The organism is Mesorhizobium sp. M0771 (genome assembly GCF_040320155.1).
GTDB lineage: Bacteria > Pseudomonadota > Alphaproteobacteria > Rhizobiales > Rhizobiaceae > Mesorhizobium.
The window spans coordinates 156,865-181,555 of the sequence record NZ_JAMYPC010000003.1 but is presented as its reverse complement, the minus strand read 5'-3'; the positions used below and the strand labels follow the sequence as shown (position 1 = coordinate 181,555).

The 24,691-nt window shown below is 64.6% G+C and carries 17 protein-coding genes; 3 read left to right on the top strand and 14 right to left on the bottom strand.

The window, feature by feature from the left end; genetic code table 11:
* Positions 1-7 precede the first annotated feature (7 nt).
* The 5 genes from NKI05_RS06275 to tagH form a co-directional block, all read right to left on the bottom strand.
* Positions 8-2,419 carry a serine/threonine-protein kinase gene (locus NKI05_RS06275; protein WP_023815179.1) on the bottom strand — a complete coding sequence of 804 codons (2,412 nt, stop codon included), beginning with the start codon at positions 2,417-2,419 and terminating at the stop codon, positions 8-10.
* Entirely contained in the window at positions 2,416-3,174 is a 759-nt protein-coding gene (locus NKI05_RS06270) for a PP2C family protein-serine/threonine phosphatase (RefSeq protein WP_023695276.1), read from the bottom strand. The genes NKI05_RS06275 and NKI05_RS06270 overlap by 4 nt, the downstream gene beginning before the upstream one ends.
* 157 nt (positions 3,175-3,331) lie before the next feature.
* Entirely contained in the window at positions 3,332-6,853 is a 3,522-nt protein-coding gene (gene tssM / locus NKI05_RS06265; protein ID WP_352792275.1) for a type VI secretion system membrane subunit TssM, read from the bottom strand.
* Positions 6,850-8,376 (bottom strand): type VI secretion system protein TssL, long form, encoded by a 1,527-nt coding sequence (tssL, locus tag NKI05_RS06260; protein ID WP_352792274.1) that lies wholly within the window; start codon positions 8,374-8,376, stop codon positions 6,850-6,852. The genes tssM (NKI05_RS06265) and tssL overlap by 4 nt, the downstream gene beginning before the upstream one ends.
* Positions 8,377-8,626: 250 nt before the next feature.
* The gene (tagH, locus tag NKI05_RS06255) at positions 8,627-9,649 is read right to left on the bottom strand and encodes a type VI secretion system-associated FHA domain protein TagH (RefSeq protein ID WP_023692193.1); all 1,023 of its coding nucleotides are present in this window, start codon (positions 9,647-9,649) and stop codon (positions 8,627-8,629) included.
* Between the two features lie 271 nt (positions 9,650-9,920).
* Between tagH and NKI05_RS06250 the strand changes: the two genes are divergently transcribed.
* From NKI05_RS06250 to NKI05_RS06240, 3 genes are read left to right on the top strand one after another with little or no spacing between them, the layout of a single operon-like run.
* Positions 9,921-12,254, top strand: a complete 2,334-nt coding sequence (locus tag NKI05_RS06250; RefSeq protein WP_023815182.1) for a type VI secretion system Vgr family protein — start codon at positions 9,921-9,923, stop codon at positions 12,252-12,254.
* 7 nt (positions 12,255-12,261) lie between these two features.
* Positions 12,262-12,687: a DUF6484 domain-containing protein gene (locus NKI05_RS06245; RefSeq protein ID WP_023682625.1), complete on the top strand. Its 426-nt coding sequence runs from the start codon at positions 12,262-12,264 to the stop codon at positions 12,685-12,687.
* 10 nt (positions 12,688-12,697) lie between these two features.
* Positions 12,698-13,861, top strand: coding sequence for a hypothetical protein (locus NKI05_RS06240; RefSeq protein ID WP_023704807.1), 1,164 nt, complete (start codon positions 12,698-12,700; stop codon positions 13,859-13,861).
* A gap of 33 nt (positions 13,862-13,894) precedes the next feature.
* Here NKI05_RS06240 and NKI05_RS06235 read toward each other — a convergent pair whose 3' ends face one another.
* From NKI05_RS06235 to tssK, 9 genes are read right to left on the bottom strand one after another with little or no spacing between them, the layout of a single operon-like run.
* The gene (locus tag NKI05_RS06235) at positions 13,895-14,941 is read right to left on the bottom strand and encodes a hypothetical protein (RefSeq protein WP_023815183.1); all 1,047 of its coding nucleotides are present in this window, start codon (positions 14,939-14,941) and stop codon (positions 13,895-13,897) included.
* Entirely contained in the window at positions 14,929-16,020 is a 1,092-nt protein-coding gene (locus NKI05_RS06230; protein WP_023682622.1) for a DUF2169 family type VI secretion system accessory protein, read from the bottom strand. Before NKI05_RS06230 ends, NKI05_RS06235 begins: the two co-directional genes overlap by 13 nt.
* A gap of 3 nt (positions 16,021-16,023) precedes the next feature.
* Positions 16,024-16,503, bottom strand: coding sequence for a hypothetical protein (locus tag NKI05_RS06225; protein ID WP_023682621.1), 480 nt, complete (start codon positions 16,501-16,503; stop codon positions 16,024-16,026).
* A gap of 18 nt (positions 16,504-16,521) precedes the next feature.
* The gene (locus NKI05_RS06220; RefSeq protein WP_023682620.1) at positions 16,522-16,971 is read right to left on the bottom strand and encodes a hypothetical protein; all 450 of its coding nucleotides are present in this window, start codon (positions 16,969-16,971) and stop codon (positions 16,522-16,524) included.
* Positions 16,972-16,974: 3 nt separating this feature from the next.
* On the bottom strand, positions 16,975-17,841 hold the full coding sequence (locus tag NKI05_RS06215) for a DUF4150 domain-containing protein (RefSeq protein ID WP_023682619.1): 867 nt from the start codon (positions 17,839-17,841) through the stop codon (positions 16,975-16,977).
* A 5-nt stretch (positions 17,842-17,846) separates the two neighbouring features.
* Positions 17,847-18,383, bottom strand: a complete 537-nt coding sequence (tagF, locus tag NKI05_RS06210; protein ID WP_023815184.1) for a type VI secretion system-associated protein TagF — start codon at positions 18,381-18,383, stop codon at positions 17,847-17,849.
* A complete protein-coding gene (tssM, locus tag NKI05_RS06205; RefSeq protein WP_023804378.1) occupies positions 18,365-21,904 on the bottom strand; it encodes a type VI secretion system membrane subunit TssM in 3,540 nt (1,179 codons plus the stop codon). The genes tagF and tssM (NKI05_RS06205) overlap by 19 nt, the downstream gene beginning before the upstream one ends.
* A 1-nt stretch (position 21,905) precedes the next feature.
* Complete coding sequence (gene icmH, locus NKI05_RS06200; protein ID WP_023815185.1) at positions 21,906-23,231, bottom strand: type IVB secretion system protein IcmH/DotU; 1,326 nt, start codon at positions 23,229-23,231, stop codon at positions 21,906-21,908.
* Positions 23,232-23,235: 4 nt separating this feature from the next.
* Positions 23,236-24,570: a type VI secretion system baseplate subunit TssK gene (tssK, locus tag NKI05_RS06195; protein WP_023709959.1), complete on the bottom strand. Its 1,335-nt coding sequence runs from the start codon at positions 24,568-24,570 to the stop codon at positions 23,236-23,238.
* Positions 24,571-24,691: the final 121 nt, after the last annotated feature.

Genomic DNA, 24,691 nt, shown 5'->3' with positions numbered 1-24,691 from the left:
GTCGGTGCTAGCCGCCGAGGCGGAAATATTTGGCGGTCGCCGAAAATGCCGAACTCCTGGCGCCGATCTCGTCGAGTATCCTGGGCAACAGCACCGAGGCCGGCGTCGGCGTTGTGAAGTCCGCCGCCTTAATGTCCTGCGGCCCGGTGATCACCATGATGATCTGCGGCAACGCCTTGCCTGCCGCCTTGTCGGCGGCGCCGAGCCCGATCGGGATCGAGAAGGTCGCCTTGTCGGCTTGTACGACAACATGGTCGTCGAGGTTGAAGGCGATGCCCCTGTGGTCGATCAGGAACACGCTCGACACCAGCCCGCCATGCGTCACCAGCGTGCCGTCGATCGGCGAGCCGTCCGGCACCGATGTCTGGTCGAGGACAAGCTGCGGCCTGTCGGCCGTGCTCGCGCCCATGAAACGCAGGAAGCCGGTGATCCCGCATTGCGGGGGCTGGATAAGGCGGACGCTGATATCCGGCTCGACATGGAACTTCGCCTGGAATTCCCCAAGCAACTGTTCGAAGGGTGGCACCGACGTGCCGAAGCCCTCGATCGCGACACCCTTGTCGGCGGCCGACGTCACCGTCGCAAAAAAACAATCACCACCATTGAAGGCGCGTACCCAGGTGACCCGATCGGCGGCCGCATCGGCCGGTGGCGGCACCTCCGGCTTGGGCACGTTCATGGCAATGTCGGGCTCTGCCGGCTTGTCGGCCTGCTCACCGCTGGCAATATCGGGCTGGCTCGGCTTAGGCTCCGCGGTCGGTTCAGGCGCCTGCGTGTCCGGCTTGGGCGCCTGCGCGGTCGGTTCAGGCGCCTGCGCCTTGGGCTCGGGCGCTTGAGCGGTGGGTTCCGGCGTCGGTGCTGTGGGTTTGGGGGCCTCGGCCGTCGGTTCAGGTGTTTGCGTGGCCGGCGCTGTCGCCTTGGGCTCTACCGGCGTGCTGACAGGCTCCGGGTTCTTCGCGGCATCGGGCTTCGACGGGCCGGATGGCGGTTGCAGCGCGACGGTCTTGTCGGTTGGTGCGGCCGGCAGCGGGCCCGTAGCGCTCGACGCGACTGGCGGCGTCGGCTGCGGCTCGACCGGCGCTTTGGCCTGATCTTCAGCCGCAGTCTCCGCTGGTTGCGGCTTTGGCACCGTCTTCTCGACCGGCGCAGTGTCCGGAACGGGCTTGTCAGCGACGATCGGCTTTGTCAGTTCGGGTTGGAGCGGCTTGCCGGTGTCGGTGACGCGAGGCCCGTCTCCGAATCCCACGATACCCGATGCATAGAGCCCTCCAAGCGATACCACGGCCACCGCCGACAGCACCGCGATCGTCAGATTTCTGCCTGTAGTAGCACGCTTCGGCGGTGTGCTTGCTCGCTTGGGAGTTTCAGCAGCCGGTTTCGGCTGCGACAGGTGCGCCGGGCGCACGTGCGGCACGAAAGACGGCTCCGCCGTGCCGCTTGGCGGGGCCGAACCGAAGCCTTGGGCCGGCGAGTCCCCGATCTTCGAGACAGGCCCTGCGGTCTGCCCGGTTCGCGGCAGACCGGGCCGGGGCGCGAGCGATGCCGGCGGCAAGGTTGCGTCGCTGTCGTCGCGCGTCAACCGGGCGATTTCGGCCATGCTGGCCGGTCGATCATCCGGGTCAGGCTGCAGCATCGCTTCGACAATGTCCCTGAAATCGGCATCGATGCCGGAGAGATCAGGGACGGTCCGCCGTTTTTCGACGATCTCGTATTGCGAGCCGCCCATATCGATCGGCTTGCCGCGCAGCGCCGCCGCCAGCACCAGCCCCAGGCTGTAGATGTCGGACTGTTCGCTGACCTCGCCGCCATAGAGCCCGAGCTGCTCGGGGGAGACGTAATTGTATTTTCCGGCAAACTTGCCGCCGATCAGCGTCTCGCCACCGACCGCGGCCGATCGCGCAATGCCGAAATCGATGATCTTTGCCCGCTCGACCCGGCCGCCCGGCAGGATGATGTTGTCGGGCGACAGATCGCGGTGGATGGCGCCGGCCTGGTGCACGGCGCTCAGGCCCGAGGCCAGCCGGTGGCACAGTTTGCGCACATCCGGAGTCGCCATCGCCCCGCCGCGCATGACGTCGTACAGCGACTGGCCGTCGACGAATTCCATCGCCAGATAGGGCCGCCCGATGCCGGGATCGATGGTGAAGACGTGGTAGCGCACGACCGCGTCATGCGACAGATGGTTGAGGATCGAGGCTTCCTTGCGAAACAGCGACAGGATCGTCTGGTCGCGGGCGAATTCCGGCAGCACGATCTTGATCGCGACATGATCGCCGGTCTGGATGTTGTGGCCGCGATAGACCTCGCCCATGCCGCCCGACGCGATGCGTTCGTCGAGCTCGTAGATGCCGCTGAGCTGCGTGCCGACGCTGGTATCCGCCATGTTGGGCAATAGCCGGGTCTTGTCGTCGGAGCTCATCGGTCTTGGCCTCCTGCACGGGACAGGCCATTGCCTTTGTCTCTGATCTTGACCAGCACGATGGTGACGTTGTCGGTGCCGCCGCGCTCGAGCACCATGGTAAGCAGCTTTTCGCAGGCAGCCTGCGGCGCTGCCGAGAGCACTGCTGCCGCAATTTCCGCGTCGCTGACATGCGCCGTCAGCCCGTCCGTGCTGAGGATGAAAATGTCGCCGGCAAGGGTCTCTCCCTGCTGGAAGTCGATGGCGATTTCGTCGTTGACGCCGATGGCGCGGGTGATGACGTTGCGGCGCGGCCAGTTCTCCGCTTCGGCCGCGCTGATTGCGCCGCTGTCGAGCAGTTCCTGGACCTCGGTGTGGTCGCGCGAAATCTGCGAGATCGCGGCGTTGCGCACGAGATAGACGCGGCTATCGCCCGACCACAGGCAGGCGAACCTGCCGTCCATGGCCAGCAGTGCGGCAACGGTGGAGCCGATGGTCACGCCGCGTGAGCGCGAAATCCGGCGGATCTCGGCATGCGCCCGGTTCAGCCGATCCTCAAAGCGGGCGCGCAGATCCGGCGCCGAACTGGCGATGCCGATCGTCGCCAGATGCTCGACAATGCTTGCCGAAGCGACTTCTCCCGCCTCGTGCCCGCCCATGCCGTCGGCCACCACCCAGAGGCCGATCTGCGGCTCGACCAGGAAGCTGTCCTCATTGTGGTTGCGCACGCAGCCCTTGTGGCTCACGCCGTAGCTCTCAAAGGCGGCATCGTTCACTTGCCTACGCTCCGCAACGCCTTGGCTGACGTGCCTGGCCAGTCTGCCACAGCCCCATTCATTAGAGTATCGAAATCTAAGCCGCTGATGACGGACCGTGTGGTGCCGCCGCTGTCTCTGCGTCCTGCAATCGCTGGTCCTGCCATGCAATTCCCCATCAGAAAGCCTTCGGACAGCTGAACGCGGAAAGCGCCGGCAGCGTGAATGGGTTGCCGTCCTCCCCGGTCTTGATCGTGTAGGCGACATCCCGTCCGCCGATGACGAAATGCGCTTCGAGACTGTCGCCATTGGCGGTGACCTGTCCCTTGTCCAGCAATCGTTTCAACGCCCAGGGACCGTCGAACTTGATTGCGGACTCACGGCCGGGCAGCTCCGGCGTCAGGCTGAGACTGGCCGAACCGGTCTTGCCCGGCCACGGAATCAGTCCGGGCGTGTTGCCGGCCTGGGTGGCCTGCAGCACCTGGCCGTCGATATTGAGCAGCGCCATGTCGGCATCGCCATGCAGCGACAGCGGCGTGAAGGTGATGTTGATCGACGGCACCGGCCCGCCGAGCGGAAAGAAAGCCGCGCGGATTTGTGCCGCGAGCTGAAAGTTCTTCAGCGTCGATTTCGCCAGATTGCGGCCGAACCTGGTGTCCTGCTTCCAGTCCCAGTCCTGGCCGCTCATGTCGACCAGCGACGCCAGGTTCTGCGCGAAGAACCGGTCGAGAACCCCGCCTGGAGAAAACAATCTGGCAAAATCCGCCATGGCGACATCGTCGGTACCGGCGGGGGCGAATGGAAAGCGCCCGGCAATCATCTCTTCGCACGGACGGCCGACGGTCTCCTCCAGCATCTCGTTGAGATGCGTGGTCGATGTTTCGGCGACGGTGCCCTCGAAATCGTCCGCCGCCGCGCTCACCATCCTGGCCAGCGCCTTCGGCAGCCGCGAAGCATTGGCGCGCAACGTCGAGATCTTGAGCTGCAGATTGGCGTTGGCCTGGTCCGTCTGGGCGGGGACATCGGCGGCCAGCCGCACGCTCTGATAGATTTCGCGGAAATTCTGGGTGAGGGCGTCGAGCGGCCGCTGCCCCGGCGCCCCGGCCACCAAAGCCTGGAAAGACCGGAACTGGGCTTCGATGTTGGCGCCGGGATCCTGGTTCTGCGTACTGACAAAGGCGGTCCCGGCCCTGCTCTGCGATTTGCGCGCCGCAAGCTCGATGCCGATGCGGGCGAGGCCCTTGGCGCGTGCCGCGATTTCCTGGCCGCTGTCTTGAGACGGCGCAGCCGGATTGCGCTCTTGCGTCAAAGCTGTTTCGCGCGCGATCGCCTCGAACAGCTGCATCAGCGGCGAACTCGGTGATCCCGCTGCGGACAGCGCCAGATATTGCGGTTTGTCGGCGGCCATTGCCTTGAACTTCAACCTGTCGAGCACCTCGTTCCACGCCGCCGCAAAGCCCTTGCCATAGCGATCGAGCAGCTCCGGGCCGAGCTTGAGCAATTCCTGGTCGAAACCGCCTTGCTCGCCGCTCGAGCCGATCACCCATTGATCGTCGACCAGCGCCTGCGCGCTCCTGGCAAGTTGCGCCAGATAGAAGTCGAAGCCGGCATGGGTGTAGAGACCGGGGACGCGAAGGCCGGCGAGATCGTTTCCGTCATTGCGCTCGAACAGCATCGGCGCCTCCGCGCCGGCTTGCGATGACACCGAAAAATCGTCCAGCGCCGCCGCATAGGTGGCCGACTGGATGAGCGCGGTGGCGCGATCGGCAAGGCTCATGCGGCCGAGCGAGCGCTGGGCGGATTCGACCAGCGCGCGGTTGAGTTCGAACGAGGGATCCTGGTCATCGTCGAGCGCCAGCATGGCGCGCAAATGCTTCTCCAGTTGCGCCCGGCCGTCGCGATTGTGGGCGCCGGGATAGCGGTTCTGTTCCCAGTCCCGCTTCAGCCAGGTGACGACCAGCTCGTCATCCACTTTCGGCGCCTTGCCGCCCAGCATCAGGTAAATCTTCAACGGCTCGTACAGCGCCATCGGATCGGCCATCCTGGCCTCGATCGTGCGTTCGAGCTGGAACAGCAGGCGCGAGCGGAACATCCGCTCCAGCCCCTGCCGGTAGGCGGTCTCGGAGGCCGAAAGGATACGCTCACGCTGGCTGAGGCCGAACGTCGCCGTGGCCGGCGTCGGCTGATCCTTGCTGTCATAGCCGGCTGGTAGGCCGCGCAGCGCATCTAGCGCACCGATGACGGTTTCGAGGTCGGCATCCGGCACCGTCGTGCTGGCCAGCAGCGGCGCGGCTGTCGCGCGGTATTGGCCTGCCGCCTGGCCGGTCGCGGCGACCAGCGATTTGTTGGTCGTAAAGCTCAGGCCGAGAACGCCAAGCGCGGCGATCGCTATGGCCGCGATCGCTGTCAGGCCGGCGTAGCGGGCGATCGCAACGCGCCTGTCGGCCGCCCTGTCATAGGACACCCAGCCGGACTCGGCGAAAATGACGCGGCTCAACAGATCGTGCAGGAAGAAGCTTTTGCCGGTGCCGGAAAGATGCGCCTGGGCACTCCTGCCGAAACTGCGGCCTATGCTGCCCAGCAACTGGTCGATCGGCGTGCCTTCCTGCGTGCCGGAAGAAAAATACAGGCCGCGCAGGGGGGCGTTCAGCTGCTTGCGCGTCGGCTCGAAAACGCCCTCGAGGAAATGCACGATCCGGCCTTTCAGCGCGCCGAGCTGCGCGGCGAAGCCGAAAATGGCGATGCGCGCGACCGGATCGGTCTCCGCCTGCAGCCGCTCGCTCATCTCTTCGGTCAGGCGCTTCACCAGCGCGTCGAATTCGGCTGGCGCTTCCGCGACCATGTTCAGGCCGCGCTCGGCGGTCTGGAAGGTCGCGCCCCACACCTTGCGCCGGCGTGCTTCGTCGAAACCGCCGAAATATTCCATGAATCCGGAGACCAGGTCGGCCTTGGTGAACAGCACATAGACGGGAAAGCGGACCTTCAGGACCTCGTGGATTTCCTGCAGGCGGCTGCGGATCTCGGCGACACGGGCCGCCTGCTCGCCGTCCGCCATCAGATCGGCAAGGCTGATCGCCAGGATGACGCCATTGATCGGCTGACGCGTCCGGTGCCGCTTGAGCAGCGACAGGAACGCCAGCCAGCTTTTGCTGTCGGTCCGTGCATGGGAATCCTGCGTCGTGTAGCGCCCGGCCGTGTCGATCAGCACCGCCTCGTCGGTGAACCACCAGTCGCAATTGCGCGTACCGCCAACACCCGCCACCGGCTGCGCCTGGCCCGACCCGGCAAGCGGAAAGTTCAGGCCGGAATTGACCAGCGCGGTGGTCTTGCCGGCGCCCGGCGGGCCGATGACGATGTACCAGGGCACGTCGTAGAGGAAGTTGCGCTTGCCGCTCGATTGCCTGAGCGTCGCGACCGCTTCATTCATGCGAGCTTCCAGCACCTTTGCATCGCTGCCGTCATCCTCGGCGCTGGCCATGGCAGCCTCCAGCGCCTTCTGCGCCTTGCGCCTGCGCCAGAACCGGATTGCATAGATGATCGCCACCGTTCCGACGACGATGCCGATGATCGCTGCCCGCAGCCAGATGGGATCCAACGGCCGGGCGCCGGCAAAGCGGATTAACGGGCCGGCGTACCAGACCGCGGCGGCAAAGCCGGCGAGCGCGAGCGCGCTGAAGATGCGCAGCAGCCAGCCGGTCACAGCATCTCCTCCCGCGGGATCATTACATCGACACGGCGGTTTTTGGCGCGGCCCTCCGGCGTTGCATTGTCGGCGATGGGCTCGTCCTCGCCCTTGCCCTCGACCTTTGTCCGCGACGGATCGCTGAAATGCGCTGCGATCATCTTTTCCACCGACTGGGCACGTGCGACGGAGAGGTCGAAATTCGATTTGAAGGCGCTGGTCTTCTTCGGTTTGACGTTGTCGGTGTGGCCGACGATCCGGATCGGCCCGCGCTCCGCGTCGAGAGCCGCCGCGATGCTGGCGGCCACCGGCTCGAACTCCGGCTTGACCTCGGCTCGTCCCGACTGGAACAGCAGGGCGTTGCTGATTTCCACGATGATGAAATCACCCTTAGTGCCGACGCTGACGCCGCCGCCTTCGATCTCCTTGGCCAAGGCAGTGCGGATGCGATCGACCTGCGCAATCGTCGTTGGCGCTGCGACGACTTTCACCTCCTCGGTCAGCGGCACGAAACCGGTGCGCTCGATGGTGACCGGCGTCGCCGGATTGAGCGCCAGCAACTCGCCGGCAACAGCCTCGCCATCATGGGTGATGAGCACGCGCAGCGTGAAAAAGGCTGCGGTCAAAACTGCCGCGGTTGCAGCGGCTATGGCCCAGAGCGGAACCCGCCTGGAGCCTTGCGCCGATGTGACCGACAAGCCTTGCCAGCGCGGCGAGATGTCGTCGTCACCGAGGACGCGGAAATAGGCTGATGTCTCGTAGACGTCGCGGCGGACCCGTTCGAGGCTCTCGCGCGGCTGGCCGCGATACTGGCCTTCGAAGCCAAGCGACAGGCAGACATGCATCAGCTCGATGAGATTGCGATGAGGTTCCGGCGTCGCCAGCACCGTGTTCAGCGCCTGGAAAAAACCGGCACCGGTGGGTCTGACCTGGAAGAAGCGCTGCAGCATGGCGTGCTGCGCCCACGCATCCCGGCTGGAACCGGGCAGATTGGCGACGATATCGTCGGCGGTTTCGCAAAGCACATAGCTGGCGATGCGCGCATCCTCTTCCGAGGTATCGGTCCTGGCGATCTTGCGGTCGAAATCCTCGATCAGGCCGGCGACATGCTGCGCCAGCGGCTCGGCCGGTCTTTCGACAGCCATCAGCCGCAGATGCCCAAGCAGTATCAGCAAGGGCGCCGCGGCAGCGACGATCGGGTTGGCCGCGCCATAATCGACGGCATCGCTGGCGCCGTGCAGCGCATCCCATGGCGTTTTCCCCGCCGTCCCGGCTGAGCCGTGAACGGGCGGATCGGCCGGCGCGTTGGCGAAGGGCGTTCCCTGATAGATCACCGTCCCCGTGACGTCGGACGGCGGCTGGCGGCCGGCGTTGGGATCGAAAACCGTGGGTTCCGGGACGCTGGCAGGGGCGATCACCGTACTGCCGGGGGCCGGCGCATCGCGGGCGAGAACCGTCTTTTGCTTGCGGCCGGGATTGGGGCGGCTGGGGCGGATGACGGTTTTGCCGGTCGGATCGAAAGGATCATCCTTCGAGCTCATCGCCGATCCCTGCCTCTACGCCCGCGCGCCGCGACGCACAGCGCCATGTCCGCGCAAACGCGGACCGCAGGACGCTATCTCGCCGTGACATGACATGTGCCGCAGACCCCCGAGGTCGACCAACCGTACCCGCGTGCTCAATCGTCGTATGTGATCGTAGTCTCAGAAGGTTGCGATGGAAACCCGGCGCAATTTTGGTGGCCGGCCCGTGCTCGGGTCGCCTTCACGGTGTCTTCAGCGGTGCGCGGGCTTAGCCCTTGCCGGTCTTCTGTTTGGCGGCCTTGGCATAGGCTTCACTGAAATAGGTGAGGAATATGTCCAGCATGCCGTTCTCGTGCGCTTCCTCCTTGGCCCGCCAGGTCGCGACCAGCGCGTCCCAGGCGCGCGTCTTCTTCGAGGCAAAGGAGGATGGCGGCAGTTTTTTCGCAATCGCCTCGGGCGACAGATCGTCAAGCAACCGCGACAGCGCTGCCTGCATGGCGGCGAAGGTGGCGAATTCATGTGTTTTGAGGTCGTGGAAAGCGTCTTCGATGCTGTGCCTGGCATCGAGATAGCCGGCCCTGCGCCGCGCGAACATGATGTCGAGGATTTCGTCTGTCCCGGGCACGAACTTCAGCGGATTGTTGTCGGCGGAATTGATCATGGTCCGGTCGCTGGTCTTGGCCAGGACTTTTGCAGCGGCGCGCGCCTTCAACAGCAACACCAGCTCGTCGACGACGATGCGCAGCACCGCGCCGATCTCGCCGGCTACCTCCTGCGGTTGGCGCAGCAAAAGCACCTCTGGCGGAATGCCGGCGCCGGCGGCAATCGCGCGCAGGATCTCGTCGGCTTGCTGCGGCCGGCTGGAGACCGAAGCGGGTGGCGCGGTCGGTGACCGTGGCGATGCGACATGGTCTGGAAAGGATCCGGCAACTGGCATCTGCCGTTGCGTCGAACCATGGCCACCGAAGGCTGGGTTCCCGTCATCGATCGACACCGAGACGATATAGCGGCCGATCCGGAGCCGGTCACCTTGCGCCAACCGATGCGGGCCGGTCAGGCGCTGGCTCGACCCGTTGACGAATGTGCCGTTGCGCGAGACGTCGTGGAGAAAAAAGGCGCCGCCTTCGTAGCGGATTTCGCAATGTCGGCCGGAGATGAACTTGTCCGGATCGGGCAAGGTCCAGGCGCAGTTCTCCCGCCCGATCTCGAAGCCGCGGTCGCGCGATGCGTAGCCGGGCGGCAGCCCGGCAGGCAGGACATCGACATTGCTGATCTGCAGACTGATGAACATGCGCTATGGACCGTCGACCGCTGCCGTTTCCATTGATCCGATGTGCCACAGTCTAGCAGCTTGCGGGCACAGCGGGAGAGCGGCGTTTCACACTGGCGAAAGCGGCGCAAACAGCAACGGCCTGCCGCTTGTCCTCTTTGGTCTGCCATAGAACATGTGGTAGGCTCAACATGGCTTGGGTGGCAAGTTGCGAAATATCCCTGAACGTGAGGTCGTTAACACAAGAAGGGCTTCGAACCTGCCACACTAGCGCTCAGGAGGGGCACGACCCATGCCGAGTGAACAACGCGCCGCGCTTGTGCAGACGCCGGTCGGCGCCGAACTGTTGACTTTCACGCATCTCGTCGGCCGCGACGAGATCAGCCGCTGCCTTGCCTACACCGTTGGATTTGTTTCGACCAATGCCGATATCGACCCGCTGAAGATGCTGGGCGGCGCCGTTTCGATCGAAGGCGAGGCCGACCCCAAGCGCTGGTTCAGCGGCCTCATCGCCGAGTTTCGCCTTACCCGCATCGAAGATCGGCTGGCTCACTATGAGGCGGTCGTCAGGCCGTGGCTGTGGTTCCTCGGCAATACCACCGACTGCCGCATTTTCCAGGACAAGACCGCCGTCGAGATCGTGGAGGAGATTTTCTCCAAATATGGCGGCATCGCCAAGTTCGAGAAGCGCTTGCAAGGCTCCTATCCGCCGCGCGAATATTGCGTGCAGTACGACGAGAGCGACCTCGATTTCGTGCAGCGGCTGCTCGAGCATGAAGGCATAATGTACTTCTTCGAGCATGCCGAGGGTGAGCACACACTGATCCTGGCCGACGCCATGAGCAAGCTCAAGCCAGCGCCGGGCTATGAGACGGTGCTATATCAGTTCGAAGGGCAGGGCTCGCGCCGCGACGTCGAATACATCACCGACTGGATTCCAGGCAGCGCGGTGCGCCCCGGCGCCTATGCCCACACCGATTATGACTTCGAAAAACCCGCCGCCGATTTGATGGCGAAGTCGGCGCAGCCCTTCGGCCACAAGCAGGCTGCCGGCGAGAACTATCGCCACCCCGGCGCGCATCTGGAAGTCGGCCGCGGCGACAGCCTGGCGGCGATCAGGCGCGAAGAAATCCAGGCGCCGCATATGCGCATTGCCGCCGTCGGCACCGTGCGCGGCCTGTTCTCCGGCTGCACCTTCAAGCTCGACGGCTTTCCGCGCAAAGACCAGAACAAGGAGTATCTGGTCGTCAGCGCCGAATACCGGCTGTTCGATCCGGGCTACCGCGCCGGCGTCGACACCGATGGCGAGAATTTCAAGGTCGTGCTCGGCGTGGCGCCGACTTCAGTCGCCTATCGGCCACCGCGCATCACGACGCGGCCGATCATGCGCGGGCCACAGACGGCGACGGTCGTCGGTCCGTCCGGCGAGGAAATCTTCACCGACAAATATGCCAGGGTGAAGGTGCAGTTCCACTGGGACCGCCTGGGCAAGAAGGACCAGAAGAGCTCGTGCTTCGTGCGCGTGTCGCAGACCTGGGCCGGCAGCGGCTGGGGCTTCATCCAGATTCCCCGCATCGGCCAGGAAGTGATCGTCGATTTCATCGAAGGCAATCCGGATCTGCCGATCATCACCGGCCGGGTCTACAACGCCTCGCAGATGCCGCCCTACGGGCTGCCCGGCAACGCCACGCAGTCGGGCTGGAAATCCAACTCGTCGAAGGGCGGTGGCGGCTACAACGAGCTGATGTTCGAGGACAAGGCCGGCTCCGAACTGGTCAATTTCCAGGCGCAGAAGGACCATCACCTTCTGATCAAGAATGATCGCCAGAAGCTGGTCCAGCACGACCAGTCCGACCGCATAGACCACGACGCCAAGCACTCCGTCGGTCACAACCTCGACGAGGACGTCGGCAACAACAAGACGGTCAAGGTCGGCGTCGACCAGACGACCAATATCGGGTCGAACGACACTGAGACGGTGGGCAAGAACCGCTCACTGACGGTGGGGGTCGATGAGACGATCAACATCGGCTCGAACTCCACGGAGACCATAGGTGCCAACCACACCCAGACGGTTGCAATCGTCCAGACGGTGACCGTTGGCGCGGCCCGGGTCGATTCGGTCGGAGCATCCGAGACCCGAACTGTGGGCGGTCCGCAGACGAACACGATCGGTGCGACGCGGTCGGTCACCGTAGGTGCTGCGCAGAGCCACGATATCGGCGCGGCTGATAGCTGGAACATCGCGGCGGCGCAAAGCGTCAATGTTGGCGCCGATCAGAGTTTCACCATCGGCGGGGCACAGTCGTCGCAGATCGGCAAGGGCAGGTCGGCAAAAATCGCTGCGGACGACGCAACCGATGTCGGCGGCGGGCACGCGCTCAAGGTCGGCAAAGGCAGCGGAATCCAGATAGCCGAAGACAGTGTGATCAAGGTCGGCAAGAATCTGATGATCGAGGCGGCCGACTCGATCACGCTCAAATGCGGTTCGGCCTCGATCACGATGAAAAAGGATGGCACCATTGTCGCTGATGGGAAGGATATTACCCTCAAGGGCAGCGGCAAGATCACCGTCAAGGCCGACGGCGAGGTGATCGTCAAGGGCAGCACGATCAACAACAATTGAGGGCATCATCATGGAAGTGCTGGAGCGTATCGACGGCGTCGTGATCGGCCTGCTGATCGGCTTCCAAGGCGGGGCGCCGCTGGTTGTCTTCGTCGGCAATCCGCGCGAGACCGCGATAGCGGCGCGCAGCCTGACGGAGCTGGACGTTTCGGCCGTCGGATCCGAACTGGCTTTGCTCTTCGAGGGCGGCGACCCGGCGCGGCCGCTGGTGGTCGGGCGCATCGTCGATCCTGCGCCCCGCGGCAGGAGCCTCGAAGTCGTCCGCGACGGCGAACGTGTCGTCATCAACGGCGATGAGCGCATTGAACTGCGCTGCGGCCTGGCATCGATCATTCTGGAGAAGAATGGACGCGTGACCATTCGTGGCACCCAGTTGACCAGCCAGGCCAGTGGCACCAACCGCATCCGCGGCGGGGCCGTGCATCTTAACTGAGGCATTGCCGATGCACAGCATCGCGACCATTGCGGCGATCGTGGACCAACACGCCGAGGACGCGGCGTTCCTGTGGCTTCGACGTCGTCTGGAGATCGACGGTCCAATCCTCGACGAGACCGATATCGGCCGCATCGACCAGCGTCTCGAAGCCAATCTCGAAGGGCTCATGGCAGCCGGCAAGGCCGGTTGGGAAGCTGCTCAAGCGCGCTTCGCCGACTACGCCGAACCGGGCGAGATTTTCGTGCTTGGCACTCTGGCAATGCGTTGGAGCGATGCCAAATTGGTGACCTCTGCAATCGACGCGGGCGCAAGCCTAGGTGACGCCGGCATATCGAGCCTGTCTGCCGCGATCGCGCGCACGCCGGGCGAAAACCTGCGCCCGTTCGTGGCGCAGTGGCTGGACACGCGCGACGCGCGGCTGCGCTGTCTTGGGCTATCTGCGCTCTGGCATCATCGCGTCGATCCGGGACAGCGCCTGCATGATCTGGCCAGCCATTCCAATGCGAACGTGCGTTGGCGCGCCGTCCGGCTCGCCGGCGTGCTCAGGCGGCGCGACCTGCTTCCGGAAGTCCTGGCTGGGCTTGACGGCGAGACAACGAAAGAACGTCTTGCGGCCGCCTTCGCTGCTTGCCTGCTTGGCGAGGCTCGGTCCGCGCACTCGGTGATCGACAAGATCGTGCTGACGGAGACGGACCATGCGCAGGCGGCGATCGAGTTGCGCCTGCTGACGACGCCGCCGAAGGCCGGCAAGGCCTGGCTGCAATCACGTCTCGGACAGCCTGTCTTGCGCATCGCGGCCACGGCATCGATCGGGCTGCTCGGCGACCAAGCGGTGGTGCCGTGGCTGATCGAGAAGATGCGCGAGCCGGAACTGGCATCCGCAGCGGGTGCAGCACTTCGCGATCTGTTCGAGGTGGACTTCGGCGACACCGACCTTTTCGTTGCCGATCCAGCTGTTCTTGGCGAGGGCTTTGCCCAACTCGACGACAGCTCGCTGCCGGCCGCCGATCGCGTCGAAGCATGGTGGGACGAAGGGCGCGGCGGGCGCAACCATCGTCTGTTCCGTTCGATGCGCAGGCTCAGGGTGGATGCGTTGCGCGCGGCAATCGCCACGCCCGAGGCGCCGCTGGCAGACTGGCGCAGGACACGCAAGTTCCCGGCGTGGATGTGATCGCTTTCGCCGAGGGAAGGCTTGTCCCTCCGTTCAGCGTTGGCGGAGGTCGGTAAGCGCGATCGCCGACCGGTTGCCACCCTCGGATGCAAGCTCGCAGGCTGCGACGCGGCCCGGCGCGTAACCGCTTATAAAACTGTCGGCCGCCAGCATCAGAACAAGTGCCGCACTAGCGGCTCCAATGTCGCCGACCGTCATCGCAGGGTAGGCTGTCGGGAATATCTCGCGGTGCGTGCGGTAGAAGCGCGAGCGACCGACCAGTTGTTCGAGCCCGCTGTACCGTTCCCCGTTTCCATTGCTGACAAGGAACTCGATATCGGGTTCCTTGGGTCCGGACCCGCTGAAGGCAGCAAGCAGCGAAGCCACCATCGCACGGCCTTGACTCTGGCGTTCGGAAAGAACGCTGTCGATCTCTTGAGCCAGGCCCGCCCCGCAAATCATTGCAGCCGGCCCGCTCCCCGGCGCTCGCGTCAGGCGCACGAAGACAGCGCCCTCGCCAGGGACTGCCCCTTGAGCATTGTTTTCGGATTTCAGACGATTGGCTCGCATCAAGCGCGCAATGTCGGTCCCGTTGACGAGGCTGTCCACACCACCCAGCAGCACCTGCGCGACGGTCCCGGATTCTAGCATGTCGCCGGCATAGTCGAGCAGTCCGGCGCTGGCTGCGGCACCGCCGTCAAATACGCGCGAGCCGGCATTGAAGCGCAGGCCGCATCGCTCGAAAATGGCATTCAAAAGGCGCCCCCGCTCGACCTCTTCATACGCCGGATGGTCGCGGAAACTCTCCGGCAGCGCGAGCAGAACAGCGGTGTGGTCCGGCGTTGCCTTGTTGTCGAGCATCGCCTCCTTGAGAGCGCGGGCGCCCATGCTGGCGAGCCATACCCCGTCATTGCGTCGCAGGCCCGCCTTGGCTGGAATGCGTGCCACGATCTGTGTGGTGGGAAACGGCTCTGAAAGAGGCACCTCCTGAAATGCTGACAGGTTGGCGCGAATGGCTGAGATGGTCTGGCGCGCGTTCAATCCAGCAGGCGTGACGGCGCCACCAACCGAGATGTAGAGCGGCCGCTTCACGGCTGCCACGCCGAGCGATCGCGCAGGGCCCCGTCGCCGCCGAGAAGATTGAGATAGAGTTTTCGCTTGCGGCGCGCATTGATCCAAACAGGAGAAATGTGGCCGAAGGCGATTTCCCGCAGCGCCGGCACGTTGCGCCGGATTACCACTGCCAAACGAGCCTTAAGGGTCACGCGCTTCAAGTCAGGCTCGATGAGCACGGTGTCAGGCTTGAACGCGTTTTCTTCTACACGATCGTCATAAATGAGCCGAAGCGGGGCCGTGATGCGCGGCAGGCGGAAATCCCATCTGCCCGAAGCCGTCATGCCGATCACCGTGATATCCTCGCCGTTGCCGATGCCGGCCATCTGCTGATCGGCTGGGGCGCACATATAATGCCGCGTGTCGAAGTCTTTGGGAGCGAGCGGCCATTGGGATTCGAGCCAAGCCTTGTCGTAGGTTCCGGCGAAAGCCAGGCGCGGTTGCCAGCCCCGGCCAATCGTCCCGAATCCCGCCGGCCTCAGGGATTCCCCAGGTCGGGCTTGCGCTTCGCCCGGATACATGACGTTGGGCGCCTCGGTTCTGACCGCAGGATCTGCAGACCGGGCGTTATGGTACCCCACGCCGACTGGATTGCGCTGGTCCGTGCGCAAGTCTTCCAAAGTGCCGCCATAGGTGCGTTCATAGACGATCGGCATGGTCCGGAAAGGCGCCGGTGCGCTGTAGCCGCCGGAGTCGTAGATCCGGTCCCCGACGACCTGCAATACCTTGCGGATCGAGTTACCGACACGCAGGCCAACCTGCATCTCGCGTACCGGCCTTCCATCCGGCGCGTGCGCGACGCCATTCACGATCACCTCGGCGCCAGGCTTGACGGGCGCGATGTCCGCTTCGTAGCGGGTCGATGAAAGGGCCGGATCGCCAAAAGGCTCATCGCCAAAGATCACCGGCACCTGTTCGGCCGCTGGCTGGAATTCCTTTCCTTCATCCGTCGCCGTGAAACTTGCCGACAGCATGACAATCAGAGTTTCTTGGCCGTCAGCATTCAATTGGACGTGCGTCGCGGCGGCGAAGGGTGTCCTGTTTTCCAGCCAGACATCGAAGGCCATCGTTCAGCACCACCGGCCGTTTTCATCAAGCCCGATCGGCCAATAGGGCATGGCCGTCAGCAGTTCTACATATTCCTTGTTGCCTTCATCGACGACCCATTGCAGCAGGAACACCTCAGGCGCGAGGCGGTCGGCCGCGGGCAGCGTTTCCCCCACCGCAACGCATCGCAGCCAGTATTCCCGCACGAGCCACACCACCGCCGGATGATTCGCCGGGCCGGCCGCTGCATCATCCAGCTGGGCCGTGATCGCTTGATTGACGGTCAGGCCGCCATCGACCAGTTCGTCGAGGCCAGCTTCCCAGATCTCGGAAGCCACCTCGAACGTCTCCTGCAAGTCAGCGAGGTAGGCCTTGAACAGGGACCTATAGGCAGCAGAGGCCTCGCGGCGCGAAAGGCGGATTCCATGATCGGGACCGACAACGTCCTGGGGTGCGTTGAGAAGCCGGTTCAGGCCGAGTTCGACACTATGATCAATCCGCATTGCCATCTTCTTCTAGCCTCAGCACATTTCGAGAGATGGATCCTCGCCGATCGGGACATAGACGAAGTACTTGAAGTACTTGAATAGTTCCGTGTCGTATTCGGACATCATTTCGACCAGCAGCAGATTGGGCGGCACGGGACCGCTGGCGTCCGCTTCGTCGCCATCCTCACCCCAGTTCGATTCATCGTCCTCGTCGTCATCATCGGTCTGTCGGGCGTACCGTTCAAGGTTCAGGCCGTGAACCTTGAAGTAGTGCTTGCGGTAGATCGCCAGAATCCGTGGATGGGCCACCAGCCCGGCGGGCCAATGCAGATTGGCTATGTTCTCACCGGAGGCGTTCAGGCGCTGCTGCAGTGCGCCCCACCATTCCTCGATCGCCGGCATGACGGCGTGGAGCTCTGCGGTCCACGCATCGATTATCGCCGTATAGTCAGCGTCGAGATCGGCAAAACCCGTTGCACTCATCGCCTAGATCCCCCGAGCGTTCATGAACTTCCTAATCGCCTTGTTGTCCACCTTCGACTGCCGGCCCGGCTGGCTGTTGCTGTGGCTGGAGCAATGCGGCCTGACGTAAAGCGCTTTCATCGCATCCTTGAAGCCTTGTGGGACGATCTCTATATTGCATCCACCCGCGTACCACGCTGCCTTCTGCGTCGGCTGGTGATCGGCGATCAGCGGGGCTTCCTTCCCCGAAATTTGCCGGTTGACCTTCGCCTCCAGTCGCTTGATCGCGGTCTTGTTCTTGCCGGTCGTGCGTTTCTTCAACCTGTCAAGGTTACGTTTGCATTCCCAGCATGGCCGGTTCTGAACCTTGGCTTTCTGCGGGCCTGTTGGCTGGGTGTAATGATCGTCGTAGCAATAATCGGTCGTGCATTTCTTCTTCTCTTTCACCAGAAGAGCATTGCGGAAGTTGACCAAGGCGGCGGTATCGATGGTGTTCGGGAGTGGACTCGCCGTGTTCTGCTCCATGGTGTCGCCATGGCGGCAGACACCCTTACCCTCCACCTTGACGACGAACGACCAGAGCTTGAACACTCCCTTGCCCTTGATCTTGTGCGTTATGACCCCCGCGCCGAGGCCTTGGGTGGCCGGCTCGTTGCCGGTGCTGGTCGCAACCTCCGACGAGCTTTCGAGCGCGGTCGGATTGCCTTCGATCTTGACGCTCTTACTGCCTTTGGTGAGATCGCTGGAAGACAGCATGTTGACGTATGGAACCGGAACCGGGCCTGCCGGCGGGGAAGGCGGGCTCAAGCACACATCTCCCGGCGCCACGCCCTTGCCGCCGCTTCCTTTGTGGAAGAAGCCCATGCCTTCAGCAAAGACTGTGCTGCCCATCAGAGCTATTCCGTCTCAGGGCGCGGGGCGCGCATTTTCGGCAGGGCGTTGGCCGCCAGGTCGTGAATATCCGAGAACGCGAACTCATGCACCGACCAGTCGTCGAGCCAGAAGCCAATCCGGTTCGGATCGCCATGGCTGTTGCTGGGCGCGGCAAGGTTGGCCAAGCCTTCGGCTATCCAGGACTGCGTCCTCTGCAATTCGACCGCTTCATCAACGATTGACGCAACGCCGTCGAACCATGCATCGTCAGGTGCCGGTGTAGCCCCAATCCCGATGATCGCGAACGGATAGCGGCGTCCCACGCGGTCCTCGCTCATGCGCCATGCGCCGGCACAGGGCCGGTCGCCGAAAATGCCGCTCTTGACGATGAAGCGCCAAACACGCGAATCCAATTCCCCCTCGTCGGGCCTCTCACGCAACTCCATCGACATCCAGCGGTCCCAGCGGTCGATGAAGGTCCGCGGCAGGTTTACGGCGACGAAATCTCCGGTCGCCGGAATCTTGCCGAAGAAGCCGGTGTTCATATCTGCGGCGGACATGAGAATTTCTTGAACATCTGGAGGTTGTAGGGATTTTCCACGCTCGCCGCCTTGAGCTTGAAATCGGCGTACATGCCTTTCGTTCCGAGCCGCAGGCTGTAGACATCGGACAGCGACGTCCCGGTGAAGCGGCCGCCGCGCAGCATCCTCAGCCACGCCCAGCTTCCCGTCTCGTTGAGCATGATTTCGGGCGAGCCGTCGATCGGCTGGAAGGCGAGCGAGATGACGCCGGTGCCGTCCTTGCCGGGCCAGGTCATCGGTTGCGGTCGCGTCGCATTGTTGAAATAGACCAGGTTCTGGCCATCGAGGTTGAGCGTGACGCGGGTCACGTTGGGCGACAGGTCGGTCGGCTCGAGCGTGAAGGCCATCACCGGGCCCTGACCGCCGGGAAAGAGATCGTCGCGGATGCGCCGCGCCTGCTCGAAGGCGGCAAGTGCGGACGGGTCGAGGCCGAAATCGGCACGCCATTTCCAAGGCTGCGCCGAGGTGTCGACATAGCCGATCAGATGGTCGTTGATGAAGCCGTCGATCATCCCTGCCGGTCCGAACAGGCGGGCGAAGTCGCGCACGTTGACGTCGACGGCACTGTCCGGGCTGAACGGATAGCGGTCGTTGAGCGCGGCCTGGCAGAAGGGCAGGATGTCGGCGCGCCAGATGGCGTTGAGCTCGGAGGCCACGGCCTTCTGCGTCAACCCGCTGGTGTCGCCGGCAATGCCGCTCAGCCAGGTGTTGACCGGGTCGGGCAGGATTTGCGCCTGGCGGGCGACGGCGCCGGTCAGTTCGGCAAGCCCGCCCTGTTTCTTGATCGCGTCCTGCGGGTCGGGATTGGCGGTCACCGTCTGCAGCACGTTGGACAGCGCCGTCAGCGCGACGACCGCGGCATCGAGCGCCGGCGGCTGGCCGTCGACCTCGGCAATCGTGCTCTTGAGCGGCTTGAAGTGTTCGGCCACCAGCGTGCCGGTCAGGTCGACTTCGCTGGCCGATCCTGCGCGCGGCAACAGCTTGGCGCCGGTCTTGACGATCTTGCCCAGCTTGCCGAGTTTGCCCAGCAGTTTCGAGCCGCCCTTCGCCGCCGCCTTGTCGTCAGTCGCCGGCGCGTCGTCCGAGCGGGTGAGGTCGACCTCCTGGACCACCGCCGTCAACAGCCGCTTCAGCGCGGAATCGGCGCTGGAAAGGTCCTTCAGATTCTCGCTGGCAATGTTGAGGTCGCTCAGCGGCGCCAGCCGCATGTCGCGCAGGAAACTATCCCACTGCGCGATGTAATCGTCATAGTAGAGCTTCAGGATATCTTCCGACAGCGCCGACACCGAGGTCTCGGAATTTTCCGAGCAGCCGCCGGCAAACACGGCGCGGTCGAGTGCCGCCTGGGCGGCGACATCCTCGACCCGGTCGAGGATCGCATCGTGGAAGCCGTCATAGGTGAAGGCGCCTGATATGCCGACGCGCAGCGTCTTGTCGGAGCGTCGCGAAAACACCTTGGCGCCGTTCGGCCCGGCGAAATTGGCGGGGATCCATTCCTTCAATCCGGCCACCGCCGGATCGGCCAGCAATTGCTTGTAGGCCCGCGCCGGCAGCGAGATCGTGCAGACCGTTTTCAGCGCTTCGGCGACCAGCGCCTGGTCGGGCGCGATGTAGCTGTCGTCGACCGCCATGCGGCGGATCGCTGCCAGCTGGTGTTCTTCCGCATCGGCTGTCGGGAAGGGCGCGGCCGGCGCGAATTCGGGCAGGTCGTTCACCCACCAATTCTCGACGAAGTCGGAGTCCATCTGAGACAGGCCGGTCATCATGCGGTAGGTCTTGAGCGCCCCCAGCATGAAGTCCGGATCGCGGATCTGCCGCCACATGGTCGCTTCGAGCAACGCCACCATCCGCGGCTCCAGCACGTTGCGCAGAGCGTGGTCATAGGTGTCGGTCTGCGCCCGCATCATCTCGGCCGAAGCCGATGGTCCGAGCAGGTCCTGTGCCTTGTTCGGAGGCGCAGTCCTGGCATTGGCGACTTCGTCCATGGCGGTCAGGGCAACGTCCATAGCCGGCTGCAGCACCGAGGCGGGCGTCGCGGCGGTCGACGTCAGCGGCGCCTGCAGCGCTTCGAACTGGCCGGCTTGCGCGGCGATGGCGTTGCGATTGTCGTAGTAGGACCAGGTGAACAGGCCGCCGGCGAGTATGGCCGCAGCCGCGCTGGCAGCGGCGGCACCGCGCCAGACCCAGCTGCGGCGGCGCTGCGCCAGCGGATCGAAGGTGCCGAGCCCGGCCTCCTTGAAGATCACCTCGGTCAAAAGGTTCTTGAGGAAGAAGCTGCGCTTCTCGAAGCGCTGCGCCGGCATCGTGCGTCGTGCCGGCAGGCCGAAGGAGGAGGCGAGCGCCGCGGTCAGCCGGTCGATCGGCGCGCCTTCCTGGGTCGCCGAGGTCAGATAGAGGCCGCGCAGCCAGGCTGCCTCCTCGTAGCGGCTCTCGCCGAACATCGCCTCGACCAGCACCTGGATGGGCTCGGACAGGCTTTGCAGCTGTGCGGGAAAGCGGAAGATCTCGGCCCGTTCGGCCAGCTTATCCTCGTCTTCCAGCCGCGGCACCAGTCGCTTTTCCAGCTCCCTCGACAGCGTCGTGACTTCACCCGCGATCGTCTTGGCGTCGACGCGTGCATCGAGCGGGAAGGTCGTCCCCCATACCTGTTCGCGCGCCGCCGTCGACAGGCCGCCGAAGAAAGCCTCGAAGCCTCTGATCAGATCGGCCTTGGTCAGCATGAGATAGACCGGCAGGCGGATCTCCAGCCGCTCCTCGAGCTCGGCCAGGCGCCTGCGGATCTTGCGGCCATGCGCCTTGACGGCTTCGTCGCCCTCGGACAGCGCGTCGATCCCAAGCGCAACGATGACGCCGTTGAGCGCACGACGGCCACGATGCTTCTTCAACAGATCGAGGAAACCCAGCCATTCCACGGCGTCGACATCGGGCTGGCTTTCCTGCTGGACATAGCGCCCGGCGGTGTCGATCATCACTGCGTTTTCGGAGAAGAACCAGTCGCAGTTGCGGGTACCGCCGATGCCCTGCAGATCGTCGGTGAGGTCGATCGGAAAGTTGAGGCCGGATTGGCGCAAGGCCGTCGTCTTGCCGGTCGCCGGGGGGCCGACGATCACATACCACGGCATCTCGCGCAGGAACTTGCGGCCGCCGAGCTTGCGGCGCTTCAACTCGACCATGACGTCCTGGAACTTGGCGCCGACCGCGGCGACGTTTTCCTCGCCCGGGCTGAGCCGCTTTTCCTCGACCGGGGCGGAAATCTCGGCGACGAACATGCGGTTGGCGCGGATTGCCCGGCGCTGCGCGACGATCAGCCAGATCAGCCAGAAGATCACCAGAAGAGCGATGATGACGATGCGCACCGTCTCCGACGCCATCGGCACATAGTCGCCGACCCGTACGATCGGGCCGAACACCCAGATGATCAGCGACAGCAGCGCCAGGCCGATCAGCGTCCACAGGAAACGCGAAGTCAGGACCGCCCAGAGGAAGCGCAGGATGAACATGTCACAGCCTCTTTTCGACCAGCACTTCGACGCGGCGGTTCAAGGCCCGGCCTTCGCGTGTGCCGTCGTCGGCCACCGGATCGGTGGCGGCCCGGCCTTCGGAGCGCACGCGCTCCTTCGGCACGCCGTTCTGAATCAGGATATCGGCAATTTCCGCGGCGCGGGCTTCCGACAGCCGCTGGTTGGTGGACAGTGGGTTGGTCTTTTGCAAGGGAACGCCGTCGGTGTGGCCGACCACGGTGATATCGCCGATCAGCTCCTGGTTCTCGAGGATCACCTTGGCGACCGAGGCGATGAGCGGATCGAAGCCGTCTGTCAGCTGCGCGCGCGACGACTGGAAGAGTTCGGGATTGGAGGCCTGGATGACCAGCCGCGCCAGCGACACGCTCTCCGTGCCGCTCAGCGCTCTCTTGAGCTCGTCGGGTGCTGCCGCCTGGAATTCCGGCAGCAGCGCGAAATCCACCGCCACCGGCGGCGGCGCGTCGACCTTCGGCGAAGCGCGGGTGACATCCGTACGCGTCGGCGGCGGCAAGGCGCGAACCAGCGCCGAAAGCTCGACCGCCTGGCTGCTCAGGCTCATCGACAGGCCGATATGGATGGCGGTGGCGATCACCGCCGCCGCCGCAACCATCACCCAGATCGGCACGATGAAGCGCTGCGGTTCGTCGGAGGCGATCACGCCCTTCCAGTTGGGCGAAAGCGGTGCGCCTTCGGCGTCGCTGTCGCGCAGGAAACGGGCTGCAGCCACCCGCACCGCGTTGAGCGAACGGTCGCCGGAGCGGCCCGGCACTCGATATTTGCCGCGGAAGCCGAGCGCCATGCAATGATATTGCAACTCCAGCATTTCGCGGTCGCGATTGGGATGGCGTTCAAGCTCTTCGAGCCGGGCGAAGAACTGCGCGCCGGCATCGACGTCGCCGCGCAGCATCACCACCAGCGGCTGGCGTGGCCACGCGCTGGCTCCGCCCCACGGCGTATTCAGCGCCAGATCATCGAGCAACGCAGCCACCAGCCACGCGGCCTGGTCGGCGCGCTCGAGCGAGGAGCCCTGCGCCATGGTGGTGTCGCGGCAGCGCACAAGTTCGTCGAGCAGCCTGGTGCGCAGGGCTTCCGGGTTCTCCGGCGGCTGCGCGTTTTCGAGTTCGGGTGCAAATTCCAGCAGCGGCGAGAACGCGTTGACGAGCACGTTCGGATGCGCGCGCGCGGAGCGTTTCGCGGTCACGCCTGACGCCGGCAGCGGCATGGCGCGCGGCGTTGGCGCTCCGCTCAGCCGAATGCGCGTCCGCTCCCGATCCTCGGACAGTCCGAATGGATCGTCCCTGCTCATCATCTCACCTGTTGACCGAGTAGCAGTCGACCTGCGGTTCGCTGGGCAGCACGCCCGAAACGCCGATCACAAAACCGGGCGCTTCGAGCAGCGAGGCCCAGTGCTCGCTTTTCTGGTCGAGTTCGAGGCACAGCCGGTCGCCGTCATAGGGAATTTCGCGCGGTTGCGAATGCAGGGGCTTCAGCGGAATGCCGGGCAGGCGTGATTTCCACAGCCCTTCGAATTCGCTGGCCGAGCCGACGGTCGCCTGGTTGACGAAAATCTTGCGCAAGGCATCCTCCGACAGTTCGGAGCCGATCCGCACCACGATGCGGCTCGCCACCAGAAGTTTCGGGTTGTCGATGCGGATCTTCCACACATTGGTGGCATGGCGCATGACCGGCAGGGCGCGCGATTTCGGCTCGATGTAGCGCAGGCTGAGGATCAGCGAACGCAGCGCATCGGCCAGCGCCGAATAGGCGGGTCCGGGCGCCATGTGGTCGTAGACAGGCAGTTCGCCGAGCCGCCTTGCGCTCGAACCGTAGGTCGCCATCGAGCCGGCAAGGCCGGCAAGTTCCATGTAGACCTCAGCCGGATGGAAAACGTCCTGCGCCAGCATGTGCGCCAGCCGCGGCCGCGCGGCGTTGACCAGGTTCAGGATCAGAAGGTCTTCGACGCTGCGCCCGGGGCCGCCCAGCACCATCTTGCCGTGCGCCTCGGCGATCTGGTCGAGGCCGGTGACCACTTCCTGCAGCAGCCGGCTGTACCAGGACGCCGCGCCGATGACCAAGGTCGGCGGCAGGAAGGTGTCGTCCAGGGCCACGCCGCCATCGGCGCGCACGCCCTTGAGTTCGGCCACCGGCAGCGCGGTGTAGCCGCCGACGGCCGTGCCCGGCGCCAGCAACAGCGCCTGCGGCCGTGCGATCTCGATTTCCTCGGGATCGGAGCCGCCATGCACGGCGTCGCGCACCGACACGATCCGGCCGCGATAGCGCGCGCCGGACGGCTCGGCGTGAGCGGGGTCGAAGCCGACGCCGCCTGGCGGCTCGAGCGGCAGCGCTATCAGCACCGGTCCAGCGCCCATCTCCGGCGTCACCGCCAGCGGCCGCGGCGCATCCATCGTCTCGGGGATCGCGAACGGCGTCCCGTCTGGAAAGATGCCGCGTGCCGAGAGCACCGAGATCTGGCCGGCATCGAGCTGTGCCTGATCGAGCGTCAGCGTTCGAAAGCCGAACGTATGCAGATGCCCGGCCTGCAAGGCGCCGCGCACCGTCGCTTCGAAGAAGCGGTCCTGTTGCTGGAAATGCTGGGTGCGGAGGAACAGTCCCTCCGACCACAGCACCCTGTTTGCATCGCTCATGCCGGCACTCTCTGCTTCCTGCTCATCATGTTGCGCGGCTTGCGGACTTTTGCCGCCAATGCATGTCGCTCAAATGTGGTCACGGTTTTGAGAGAACGATGCATAAAAACAAAGACCTAAA